This is a genomic window from Peribacillus simplex, from assembly GCF_001578185.1.
GTDB lineage: Bacteria > Bacillota > Bacilli > Bacillales > DSM-1321 > Peribacillus > Peribacillus simplex_A.
The window spans coordinates 3,749,808-3,761,756 of record NZ_CP011008.1; the positions used below are offsets into that span (position 1 = coordinate 3,749,808).

Annotated in this window: 10 protein-coding genes and 1 pseudogene; 3 read left to right on the forward strand and 8 right to left on the reverse strand. The window is 44.5% G+C overall.

Features of this window, described 5'->3' with window-relative positions:
• Window positions 1-2,004: 2,004 nt before the first annotated feature.
• Window positions 2,005-2,152: pseudogene (safA, locus tag UP17_RS29755) on the reverse strand (SafA/ExsA family spore coat assembly protein); the annotation flags it as partial.
• Window positions 2,153-2,548: 396 nt separating this feature from the next.
• On the opposite strand from safA, the gene UP17_RS28950 reads away from it, so the two are divergent.
• The gene (locus UP17_RS28950; RefSeq protein WP_250211688.1) at window positions 2,549-2,674 is read left to right on the forward strand and encodes a neutral zinc metallopeptidase; all 126 of its coding nucleotides are present in this window, start codon (window positions 2,549-2,551) and stop codon (window positions 2,672-2,674) included.
• 357 nt (window positions 2,675-3,031) lie between these two features.
• Here UP17_RS28950 and nadA read toward each other — a convergent pair whose 3' ends face one another.
• The 3 genes from nadA to nadB are packed head-to-tail and all read right to left on the reverse strand — an operon-like array spanning window position 3,032 to window position 6,550.
• Complete coding sequence (nadA, locus tag UP17_RS17470; protein ID WP_061464236.1) at window positions 3,032-4,138, reverse strand: quinolinate synthase NadA; 1,107 nt, start codon at window positions 4,136-4,138, stop codon at window positions 3,032-3,034.
• Entirely contained in the window at window positions 4,135-4,986 is an 852-nt protein-coding gene (gene nadC, locus UP17_RS17475; protein ID WP_061464237.1) for a carboxylating nicotinate-nucleotide diphosphorylase, read from the reverse strand. The genes nadA and nadC overlap by 4 nt, the downstream gene beginning before the upstream one ends.
• Window positions 4,967-6,550: an L-aspartate oxidase gene (nadB, locus tag UP17_RS17480; RefSeq protein ID WP_061464238.1), complete on the reverse strand. Its 1,584-nt coding sequence runs from the start codon at window positions 6,548-6,550 to the stop codon at window positions 4,967-4,969. Before nadB ends, nadC begins: the two co-directional genes overlap by 20 nt.
• A 103-nt stretch (window positions 6,551-6,653) precedes the next feature.
• Between nadB and UP17_RS17485 the strand changes: the two genes are divergently transcribed.
• Together UP17_RS17485 and UP17_RS17490 are read left to right on the forward strand one after the other, a co-directional pair.
• A complete protein-coding gene (locus UP17_RS17485; RefSeq protein ID WP_061464239.1) occupies window positions 6,654-7,781 on the forward strand; it encodes an IscS subfamily cysteine desulfurase in 1,128 nt (375 codons plus the stop codon).
• Between the two features lie 46 nt (window positions 7,782-7,827).
• A complete protein-coding gene (locus UP17_RS17490) occupies window positions 7,828-8,361 on the forward strand; it encodes a transcription repressor NadR (protein WP_061466154.1) in 534 nt (177 codons plus the stop codon).
• 193 nt (window positions 8,362-8,554) lie between these two features.
• Here the strand turns inward: UP17_RS17490 and UP17_RS27795 are convergent, their stop codons facing one another.
• The 4 genes from UP17_RS27795 to obgE all read right to left on the reverse strand — a co-directional run bounded on the left by UP17_RS27795 (window position 8,555) and on the right by obgE (window position 11,917).
• Window positions 8,555-8,704, reverse strand: a complete 150-nt coding sequence (locus tag UP17_RS27795) for a DUF6944 family repetitive protein (RefSeq protein WP_155727358.1) — start codon at window positions 8,702-8,704, stop codon at window positions 8,555-8,557.
• Window positions 8,705-9,129: 425 nt separating this feature from the next.
• Window positions 9,130-10,005 carry a prephenate dehydratase gene (gene pheA / locus UP17_RS17495; RefSeq protein ID WP_061464240.1) on the reverse strand — a complete coding sequence of 292 codons (876 nt, stop codon included), beginning with the start codon at window positions 10,003-10,005 and terminating at the stop codon, window positions 9,130-9,132.
• Window positions 10,006-10,137: 132 nt separating this feature from the next.
• Window positions 10,138-10,587, reverse strand: a complete 450-nt coding sequence (locus UP17_RS17500) for an ACT domain-containing protein (RefSeq protein WP_061464241.1) — start codon at window positions 10,585-10,587, stop codon at window positions 10,138-10,140.
• A 40-nt stretch (window positions 10,588-10,627) separates the two neighbouring features.
• Entirely contained in the window at window positions 10,628-11,917 is a 1,290-nt protein-coding gene (gene obgE, locus UP17_RS17505; protein ID WP_061464242.1) for a GTPase ObgE, read from the reverse strand.
• Between the last annotated feature and the right edge of the window lie 32 nt (window positions 11,918-11,949).

Here is an 11,949-nt window from a genome sequence, read left to right on the forward strand (position 1 = left end):
CTTGATGGCCTCCCATCATTCCTGGTTGACCTCCTGGATGGCCTCCCATCATCCCTGGTTGACCTCCTTGGAAGCCTCCCGTCATTCCTGGATGGCTTCCTTGATGGCCTCCCATCATCCCTGGATGGCTTCCTTGATGGCCTTCCATCATCCCTGAATGGCTTCCTTGATGACCTTCCATCATCCCTGAATGCCCTCCTTGATGACCTTCCATCATGCCTGAATGGCTTCCTTGATGACCTTCCATCATCCCTGAATGCCCTCCTTGATGACTTCCCATCATGCTTGGATGGCCTCCTTGATGACTTCCCATCATCCCTGAATGGCTTCCTTGATGACCTTCCATCATCCCTGAGTGGCTTCCTTGATGACCTCCCGTCATCCCTGAATGGCTTCCTTGATGACCTTCCATCATGCCTGAGTGGCTTCCTTGATGACTTCCCATCATGCCTGAATGCCCTCCTTGGTGACTTCCCATCATGCCTGAATGCCCTCCTTGATGACCTTCCATCATCCCTGAATGGCCTCCTTGATGACTTCCCATCATGCTTGGATGGCTTCCTTGATGACCTTCCATCATCCCTGAATGGCTTCCTTGATGACTTCCCATCATGCCTGAATGGCTTCCTTGATGACCTCCCGTCATGCCTGGGTGGCTTCCTTGGTGACCTTCCATTATGCCTGAGTGGCTTCCTTGATGACCTCCCATCATCCATGGTTGACCTCCACCTTGGCCACCTATCATCATGCCTGGATGGCTTCCACTTTGACCGCCCATCATCATGCCTGGATCACTTCCACTTTGACCGCCTATCACCATACTTGGATCACCTCCACTTTGACCGCCCATCATCATACTTGGATCGCCTCCACTTTGACCGCCCATCATCATGCCTGGATCGCTACCACTTTGACCGCCATATTGTTGGACTTGAGCCGATTCTTCTGACTCTGCTTCATATTGATGCTGCATCTCTATTTTTTTGTTTCCTTGATACTGCCCTTTCACTTCCGGCCCATAAGTTCCTAGTACCCCCTTATTACAGCCGCAATCTTCCTCTTCTTCACCGGCTGTCTGGGTATACTGCTGAGGAAAGTTATGGTGATCATTTGAAGAAGACGATTCCACTGATGGCCCATACTCTTGTTGCATATATGAACCTGCTACTTGAGCTTGTTGATTCATCCCCCCATAAAAATGATGCGGAACCGGTGCTGAGGCTTGATATGGATAATGTTGCTGGCCTGTTGGATTCATACTTGCCCCTTGAACGAATCCTTGCCCCATCGATTGCATGTCAGGAGATCCCCCCCAAACATCAGAACTTTCTTCCATCATTTGATAACCTTGTGGAGCCGCCTGGTACCCTTGAGCACCTTGATATGGGGCTTGCATCCCTTGCATCTGCATATACGCCCATGGAGGCGGCTGAATACAATAACCGCTTCCAGGCATGATTGGCGTTACTGGAATACAATCATCCACTGGCTCACAATATTCCTGTTCTGGCTGGACAGCAGGCTTTTTCTTCTTCTTTTTAGTGACTGCCTGCACTTCTTTTTTCTTTGGTAAAGGTGGTGGTGCAGGAGGCTTCTGTACACTCATATTGGTCATGTTGACCATATAATAATTATTGATATCGATTTCCGGAATCACTGGCATCGGTACTGGTACTTCTTTTGGAACGATTATTTGCTTTTCTTTAATGATTGGCTTTGGCTGAACGATCTGCTGCTCTTTCTTAGCTGGCTTATGAACGATCTGCTGCTCCTTCTTAGCTGGCTGTTGAAAGATTTTCTGCTCTTTTACTGGTTTTTGAACGATTGGTTGTTCTTTAACCGGCTGTTGAAATTTCGGCTGCTCTTTTACTGGATGTTTTTGCATAATTTGCTGCTCTTTCATAGGTGCAGGCTGTGCCTGATACGGTTGAATTTGGGATTCTTTCATTCCCTGTTGAATATTCACGTTTGGTTTAACCGTTTCTTTTATTACAGCTCCGGATGTCCCTGGTATTTTAATTTTCATTCCGGGCATCATCATGTCCGGGTTGCTCAATTGCGTGTTAACTTTTTTAAGTTCTTCAAAACTGACGCCATATTTTTTGGCGAGCTTCCAAAGCGTATCGCCTTTTTGGACTATATGAATTTTCACGCTGTTAACCCCTCCTGTGCATATGTCCATATATTCTATGATGCAGTGGGTGAATTGCTATTATTTTTATCATGAAAACTTATGCGTGAAAAAGGACTTTTATGATTGGAACCAATGATTTAGGAACATGAAAGGTACTTTTTTGAAGAAGAAAAAATCGATATGGCATCTCGGAAAAAGGATATTCTTTTCTCTTAGGACCTGCCTTATTAACAGGTTCGATAATTAGAAAGGAACCATTGCATTCATCCTAAAAAAAGGATTCGTCAGGAATCCATCATGAAAGAAACGCTTCCTTCAACCTGTCTAAACTAAAGGGAAATCCTGGTATAAGAAAGTAAATGACCTAAGGCTTTGGCTCCAGGTAACTTTTCTTACATTCTGGGAGGAATATTAATGATCTGGAAAGGAAGAAAGGGCAGCTCGAACGTCGAGGACAAAAGAGGTAAAGGTATGGCCGGAATCGGATTGGCAATCATCTTGTTCGTGATGCTCCTGGCGGTAATCCAAGCGAATCGCTAGGCAGCTTGAATTCCACAGATTTGGATATACTCCTATTTTAAAACCAAAAAGAATGTTGGCAAAAGGAGTTTTATCTAAATGGTAAAACAAATTTGATTGAGATGGAAGATGCGAGACTGCTGGGAAAAGTGCGCCCTAGGAAGTCCCCACAGGCGCAAAGAGTGCCTAGGTCGGACCGCCCGCGGAAAGCGAGTGCCCTACGTTCCAATCAACGTTCAAATTTTACAATCCCACAAAAAAAACTGTAGACACACTCAATTATTTATCGAGTTTGTCTACAGTCTGAGGGGGGGCTTCTGCCCTCCCTTTCTTATGTTATGAAAAGCCTTTTTCAATTTTATTATTGAAAGGATTAACTTAAACCCGTTCCAACATTCTGTTTAAAGCTAGTATGGCATTATCCGCAATGCCCTTCTCGACTTTTATCGGATTAATGATAATACCTTCTTCAATTGATTCAAGCGCCCAAAGCAAGTGAGGCAAATCAATCCGGTTCATCGTAAGGCATGGACACATATTCGGATTTAACGAGATGATGTTCTTGTCAGGGTTATTGGTGATAAGCCGTTTGACAAGGTTCATTTCCGTGCCGATTGCCCAAGAACTACCTGGTTCGGCCTTTTCTATCATATTAATGATGTACGATGTCGATCCCGCATAATCCGACTGGGCGACTACCTCACGGCGACATTCGGGATGAACGATGATATTCATTTCCGGCTGCTCCGCTCGAAGCGTTTCAATATTCGCCGTCGTGAAATTTTCATGGACCGAACAATGCCCTTTCCAAAGAAGTACCTTCAGATCTTCGAGTTCCCCTTCATAGATCAATTCGTCCTTATGGGGATCCCAGACAGCCATTTCATTTAATGGAATGCCAAGGTCAAAGGCTGTATTCCTCCCAAGATGCTGATCGGGAAGAAACAGGATCCGTTCTTTTTGCGAGAGGGCCCACGATACCATCCCTTGTGCATTTGAAGAAGTCACCGTCGCCCCGCCATTTTTCCCTACAAAAGCTTTGATGGCCGCAGTCGAATTAACATAAGTGAGCGGAAGGATTGTATCGCCAAATAATTCCTGAAGCTTTGTCCAGGCCCGTTCGGTTTGTTCAATATCCGCCATATCTGCCATTGAACAGCCTGCACGCATGTCAGGAAGGATGACCGTCTGCCCTTCTTCAGTCAAAATATCGGCAGTTTCAGCCATGAAATGTACGCCACAAAACACGATATAATCCGCTTCGCGATTTTCGGCGGAAAGCTGTGCCAACTGAAGTGAATCTCCCGTTACATCTGAAAATTGAATGACTTCCTCCCGTTGATAATGATGACCTGGGATATATAGCCGCTTTCCCATTCGGTTTTTAATGTCATGGACCCGATTTTCCATATCTTCCATTGTCATCGTCTTATATTTTTCAGGCAATACATTCCCTGCCGTACTAGCCATCTCCAATATGTTCATTTCAATATCCCCTCACGTTCTTTGACCTTAGCGCTAATATCAAGTGCCCTGACACTGTGAGTCAGACTGCCCAATGAAATATAGTCAACCCCTGTTTCCCGATATGAGGCTAGATTGTCTAAATGAATACCTCCGGAAGCTTCAGTTATGATGTGGGCAGGAACCAATTTGATCAGTTGCTTAATTTCTTCGGGGCTCCGGTTATCGAACATGATGATATCAGCACCGGCTTCCACTGCTTCAAGTACCTGTTCGATTGATTCCGTTTCCACTTCCACTTTAGTGGTATGTCCCAGTTTGGATTTTACCGTTTGAACCGCCTTCGTTATGGACCCAGCGAAAGAAATATGATTATCCTTTATCATGACGGCATCAAACAGGCCATATCGGTGATTGAATGCCCCGCCTGAACGGACCGCATATTTTTCAAGCATCCGCAGGCCAGGTGTAGTTTTCCTCGTATCACAAGCCCTCGTCTTCGTACCCGCTAATATCTTGGTAGCTTTATGAGCCTGTGTCGCAATGGCGGACATACGCTGCACTAAATTCAAAACCACCCGTTCCCCTTTTAAAAGAGAAGCCATATCGCCGGTCATTCTTGCAAGTTGATGTCCTGGTTCAAAAACTTCGCCATCATGAACAAAAAGGGAAACCTCGATTTGCTCATCCAACAATGCAAATCCTGTCTTGATGACGTCACTTCCACTAAAAACTCCGCCTTCTTTTGCAATGAATGTCAAAGTCCCTTGTTCACCTTGATCAAAAATCGTATCACTCGTTACGTCGCATTCACCTATATCTTCCATTAAAAATTGTTGCAGCATCTGCTTAAGCTTCAATATATTCATATAGTCGCCTCCCTTTCACCCGGTTTTTCACATCTGTGCAAGCAAGGATAACCGAATTTTCAAGCCATTGGGAGTCATCTTCGCTTGGATAGTCACTGCGGAAATGACCGCCCCTGCTTTCCGTTCTGGTCAATGCGGATTCGGCAATCAGCCACGCCACGATTGTGGCATTGATAATCGTTATCTCTTTTATCGATAATACCGTTACTTCCATATGCAGCAATTTTTCGATATTGAATGTCTCAAGATAATCCTTCAGTCGAGTTAACCCTGCTTCATTTCGAACGATTCCTGCTTCATTCATTAATTTTTCCTGCAATGTCGCGAGATCAGGTAAAAAGGTAAAATGGCAGGAATCTTTGGACTGCTCTTTTTCTTCCGGTATCGACCTTGCTGGCATATTAGCTAGCAACTGACCAAGCGCATTTCCAAAAACCAGCCCTTCGAGTAGGGAGTTGCTGGCCAATCGGTTCGCCCCATGTACACCAGTGCATGCCACTTCACCAACTGCATACAAAGAAGGGACAGACGTTCTCCCCCATTCGTCGACTTCAATCCCCCCCATCAGGAAATGGTTTCCAGGCGCTACAGGGATTTTCCCGAATTTAAGGTCCAGCCCACTTTTTTCACATAATGAGCTCACTGTCGGAAAACGCTTCTTAAAATCCTTAATCATTGAAATATCCAAAAATATCTTTTCTCCGCGCTGTAAATAAGAAAAAATCGTCTGTGCCACAATATGCCTTGGAGCCAGATCTTTCATGGCATGGACATTCTCCATGATCGGTCTTCCCATTTCAGTCACTAACGTTGCACCATCCCCGCGGACCGCTTCTGAAACCAGCCCTTCCGCTTTACCATTTATAAAAAGCAGGGTCGGATGAAACTGTATGAATTCCATGTCACGAACTTTTGCCCCGGCCTTGAATGCAAGTGCGATTCCATCTCCTGAAACCGTTTGTGAATTTGAAGTGAAATGGTATAGGGAACCACAGCCGCCAGTTGCCAAAACTGTTCGTTCCGCGTGGTACGTTACAAGTTTCCCAGCCTTATCAAGAGTTTTGACGCCTATGCAAGAATCATCTTTTCCGATAATCAACTCCACTGCTGCCGCATTCTCGACCACAGTAATCAAAGAGTTTTTCAAACACCCTATTAGATGTTCCATGATGTACTTTCCTGTAGAATCCCCATGACTATGAAGGATTCTCCTTTCACTGTGGGCACCCTCCATGCCAAGCATGAGGGTACCATCATGATCATGGTCAAATTGCATGCCGGAACGAATAAGTTCAGCTATCACCGAAGGGGCCTCTTCGACGAGTATTTCCACTGCCTTTTCCTTGTTATAACGCTGACCAGCCTCCAGCGTATCTTTTTTATGATAGGATACTCTGTCACGATCAGATATTGCAGCTGCAATCCCGCCCTGTGCTAAATAGGAATTACTATGGCGGATCTTTGATTTTGTGATGAGTATCACATGCTTATGTTTACTTGCTTCCAATGCCGTTTTCAAGGCAGCAATCCCGCTACCTATAACGATGATTCCCGCTTTTACCATTATTTCATTCCTCCTGTTTATGACAGGTGTCTTGACAACTATATTTACATATTATTAAACTATTATCAAGAGTTTTTTATGATTACAAGATAGAGGTGATTTCTTGATTTATTTGGATTATGCAGCCACAACGCCGATTGATGATGAGGCACTCGACGTATTCAGCCAAGCATCCCGGAAGTTTTTCGGGAATGCGAGCAGTTTGCATGATATTGGCTCTGAAGCGGCACGTTTATTGGATATGTCACGGCAGCAACTAGCAGAAATGCTGAACATAAAGAAGGAAGGAATCATCTTTACGAGCGGCGGGTCAGAAAGCAACATGCTTGCCATTGATACATTCATCGCATCAAAACCATCCTGGCAGAACCACTTGATTGTAAGCCGAACTGAACATGCATCAATTGCCAATTTTGTCGCAAAGCTTGAACATGAAGGCTTCGAGGTTACGTATTTACGGCATTTGGAAGATGGCCGAGTTGATATTGAACATCTACAGGAATGTCTGTCGGAGAAAACTTGCTTGGTCATCGTCCAACATGTGAATTCAGAAATCGGGGTCATTCAACCCATTGAGCAAATAAGTAAAATCATTCGAAGGCACAATGCTTTCTTGCATGTGGATTGTGTCCAATCATTTGCTAAATTGCCGCTTGGGAAGTTATCAGCCTTATGTGATGGATTATCAGTTTCCAGTCATAAAGTTTATGGTCCAAAAGGGACTGGAGCCGTCATTTTCCCGGCCATCCATCGGTTGAAGGCTTCAGTCCCTAATATCACTCATGAATATGGTTTCCGGCCAGGGACAGTGGACGTCCCCGGTATAGCGTCCTTCGTAACCGCTGCAAAGAAATTAGGGGATATCATGGAAGATGAACGGAAACGGATTTCCATGCTTAGGGTGCAATTGATCGAGCGACTTACGGAAAAGAAAGTCGATTTTCAAATCATCGATGCGAAGGACAAGCAATTGCCCCACATTCTGGCACTGACCTTTGCTGGATTCCAAGGACAGTACATCATGCTGGAATTAAACCAGAAGGGATTTGCTGTATCGACGGGAAGCGCCTGTCAAATCGGTAAACAGGATCCTTCAAAAACAATGATGGCCATTGGGAAAAGCGAAGATGAAGCACATCAATTCGTCCGTTTTTCATTTGGTAAAAATACAACGGCCGACGACATTCACAAGTTGGCATACTGTCTCGAAGGAATAGCTTCCATTCGATAAACCCCTCCATTCTATGGTAGAATGTTTGTTAATAAAGAGGTGAATGATTATGGAAAGAAAGAAATTACTCGGGGAAGAAAGACGGACGAAACTCTTACATTTATTGCAAACAAGCGATCAGCCAGTAACAGGCAGCGAGCTTTCGCAAATCACGAATGTAAGCCGGCAGGTTATCGTTGGTGACATAACGCTCCTGAAAGCACGGAATGAACCTATCATTGCCACGAGCCAGGGCTATATGTACTTACAAACGGGGAGCACCCAAAAGCCGGAAAGGATAATTGCTTGCCAGCATGATCCTTCACGGGCCCAAGAAGAGCTATTTTTACTCGTGGATATCGGCATCACGGTAAAAGATGTCAAAATCGAGCACCCCGTATACGGCGACCTGACCGCTTCCATCATGGTCAGCAGCCGTAAAGAAGTCCAGCAATTCCTCTCTAAGGTGACGGCAACGAACGCATCTTTTTTATCGGAACTAACGAGCGGCATCCATCTCCATACACTGAGTGCATCATCAGAAGAACTGCTTGATGAAGCGGAAGGTGCATTGAGGGATGCCGGCATTTTGGTCGATTGAAAAAATGAAAATCCTCAAAAGCCACATCTTTTGAGGATTTTTTTATTGCCTCCGCACTCTCCATCCTAGATTCTCAATTGCCAAAAAAAGACTAATGATGGAGCCTACCGCCTGTACCCAGCCTCCCATCCCTTGTATTAATTCACCATTCGATGGCATCTCTTCCAAATGGGATATTGATATGTCTGCATTTTCAGATGCCCTGAAGTTCATTACCAATCAAATCTAAGTTTTTTGCGAAATTCTTCGTCCAAGGTAATGAATGGTGGACCTTAACAGTAGAAATGACGGTTCCAATCGCTTGAGTCCAAGAACCGAACGTTTCTTCGAATTGCCTATCCATCTCTGCTTACCATCATCCTATCATGCATGTTTGGATATTTTTCTAGCATTAAAAAAAGGTGCATCCACTAAGGATTAGTCACAAGGTATGTAATCATGTTCCATACAGGTAATCCTCATATTCCTCTAAAGAATCATCTCCAAAGTGAAAAATAATGAATTCCTTCATCGCTCTCCATTTTATATATATTCTATTAAATGACAGTCAGCCATTTTAAGAACTTATACACAAGGAAAAGCCCAATCTTAACTGAAACCTTCACAAAAAAATGCCCCGGAAATAATCCCGGGGCACCTTTCTTGTATAAAGCACAGCTGAGGGTTGTACCATTTATCACTTAGGGAATCGATGATGCAAACTTCCAGCATTGTGTACCCAGGAAAAATCGTTTACCGTCGCTTTAAGCGTTCAATTTTCCTGGGAAATCATCGTTGCGGTACACCATTTTGGACTCTAAAGCATGAATAGCTTCCCATGATCGAAACCGTACATCCAAGGGCCTCGAGCTCAGAGATCGCTCCTGGAATGAGAACATCGTCAAGGGTCATTTCAATGTCGATGATGAAAAAGTAATTGCCTAATCCTGTTTTCATGGGTCTTGATTCTATCTTGGAAAGATTAAGCTTCCTCCAGGAAAAAGCGGATAGGACTTGGTGAAGCTGCCCTGAGTGGTCGGCAGGCAGCTGAATCATCAGGGTCGTTTTCTTGTTCCCTTCAACGGTCAAATGCCCTTCATAGTCGACTTCACTGTTGGATACAACAATAAACTTGGTGTGATTATGTTCGTAATCGTGAATGTTTTCTTCCACAATCGTCAAACCATACTCCGCTGCAGCCATATCATTTGCAATCGCAGCAATATTGATATCGGGATTCTCCATCACCATTTTTGCAGCGGCTGCAGTGGATGTGACATATTCATATGGAATGCCCCTTAGTTCTTTATGGAGGAATTTGCGGCATTGAGCGATGGCATGGGAATGCGAATAAACCATGTCCGGTTTGAAACCAGGATATGCATGATCCGGATGCACCATATAATGCTGTTGAATTGGGATCGTCACTTCCCCTTTCATCGGTAATGTGACTTCATGGACTAAGTAATCCATCGTAATATTTACCGATCCCTCCAAAGCATTCTCAATCGGTACGAGCGCGTGATTCACTTCCCCGTCCCGGACAGCATCAAGGCAGTCTGGAATCGTGTTCATCGGCATTTTTATATCATTAGGAAATAGTCGCGAAACAGCTAAATCCGTGAACGTCGCTTTTGGTCCAAGAAATGCAATTTTTGATGTCATATTATAAACTCCTTTTCACGGAAAATCTATTGTTTATGTTATGCCATTTTCTGATTTTTTACAATAGTTAATCGATAAATCATCCTCTAACAAATAAAAACAGCCTGTACATGTGAAATGTACAGGCTGTTTTCATGCGCCGTTCCCAATAATTTCGACTTTTTCGACGAACTCCATTTTACGCAATTTAGTAAGCAGTTCATCAATATCCATCGTCATCCCACCCGTGTTCAGAGATAGGGTAACATTGGCACGACCCTGCAAAGGAATCGTTTGGTGGATAGTCATGATGTTGCAACCGGATGAGGCGACGAGCCGTAAGAGCTCCGATAGAGTACCAGAACGATCCTCGAGGTAGAAGAACAGTGTAATCAGCTTTTCTTTAACAACAGTATGAAACGGAAATACCGTGTCACGGTATTTGTAAAAAGCACTCCTGCTTAGGTCCACTCGCTGTACCGCTTCCCAAACTGATTCCGCTTTTCCCCGTTCAATCATTTCTTTTGCATCCAGCGTTTTTTTCATCGCTTCGGGAAGGACATCCTCCCGAACGAGGAAAAATTTCTGATCGGCCTTATTCAAACTCCGCACGCCTCCTTTTGCCTGCCATCATGGTCTTCAATCAATCAACAAATTCAAATTCATATTCAAGGATACGGACGATATCGCCATTTGTTGCACCTTTTTGACGAAGGCCTTCGTCGACTCCGAATGAACGAAGCTGTCTAGCGAAACGACGTATGGACTCATCACGGGTAAAATCAGTCATTTTGAATAGACGTTCGATCTTGAATCCTGATACGGCAAAGCTGCCATCGGATTCGCGTTCAATATTAAATTCATCTGACTGTGATGTATGTTTATAAAGAACCCGGTGGATTCCAGTATTCTCTTCTTCATGATCAAGAGGGAACTCAGGCGTTTCTTCAATTTTATCAGCAATTGCATAAAGAAGCTCACGGATTCCTTCACGCGTTACGGCAGAAATCGGGAAAACAGGATAGTCTTCTTCCAGCTTTTCTTTGAATGCTGCTAAATTATCTGCTGAGTCCGGCATATCCATTTTACTTGCTACAATGATTTGCGGACGTTCAGTCAAGCGCAGGTTATACTCTTCCAACTCTTTATTGATTGTTTGGTAGTCTTCATATGGATCCCTGCCTTCAAGACCCGACATATCGATTACATGAACGATTACTCTCGTTCTTTCAATATGGCGCAGGAATTGATGTCCAAGGCCCACTCCTTCTGAAGCGCCTTCGATCAAACCCGGTAAATCGGCCATGACGAAGCTGCGGTGATCTTCCGTTTCCACCATTCCGAGGTTAGGAACGATCGTTGTGAAATGATATTCGGCAATTTTAGGTCTTGCTGCGGATACGACAGAAAGCAAAGTGGATTTCCCTACACTTGGGAAACCAACCAAACCGACATCAGCCAACAGTTTCAATTCCATGATTATATCGCGCTCTTGGCCCGGTTCACCGTTCTCCGCGATTTCAGGTGCAGGATTGGCAGGTGTAGCAAAACGGGAATTTCCCCGGCCTCCACGGCCACCCTTTGCGATAATGGCGCGCTGCCCGTGCTCAACTAAATCAGCAATGACTTCTTTCGTTTTTTCATCAATGACAACCGTGCCTGGTGGAACTTTGATGACCATATCCTTTGCGGCCGCACCATGCATGTTTTTGGACATGCCATGTTCCCCGCGGGGTGCCTTAAAGTGACGTTGATAACGGAAATCCATTAACGTACGCAAGCCCTCTTCCACTTCAAAAACGACATTTGCCCCATTACCGCCATCTCCGCCGGCAGGTCCGCCTTTTGGTATGAATTTCTCACGACGATAAGCAACTATTCCGTTACCACCGTCTCCGCCTTTTATATAGACTTTCGTTTGATCGACAAACATGCTATCACTTCCTTGTTTTCTGCAAGTCATTT

Coding starts and splice junctions, on each gene's coding strand:
- UP17_RS28950 (WP_250211688.1), top strand. CDS start 2,549: ATGATCTGGAAAGGAAGAAAGGGCAGCTCGAACGTCGAGGACAAAAGA.
- nadA (WP_061464236.1), bottom strand. CDS start 4,138: ATGAACATATTGGAGATGGCTAGTACGGCAGGGAATGTATTGCCTGAA.
- nadC (WP_061464237.1), bottom strand. CDS start 4,986: ATGAATATATTGAAGCTTAAGCAGATGCTGCAACAATTTTTAATGGAA.
- nadB (WP_061464238.1), bottom strand. CDS start 6,550: ATGGTAAAAGCGGGAATCATCGTTATAGGTAGCGGGATTGCTGCCTTG.
- UP17_RS27795 (WP_155727358.1), bottom strand. CDS start 8,704: ATGGATAGGCAATTCGAAGAAACGTTCGGTTCTTGGACTCAAGCGATT.
- pheA (WP_061464240.1), bottom strand. CDS start 10,005: ATGACATCAAAAATTGCATTTCTTGGACCAAAAGCGACGTTCACGGAT.
- obgE (WP_061464242.1), bottom strand. CDS start 11,917: ATGTTTGTCGATCAAACGAAAGTCTATATAAAAGGCGGAGACGGTGGT.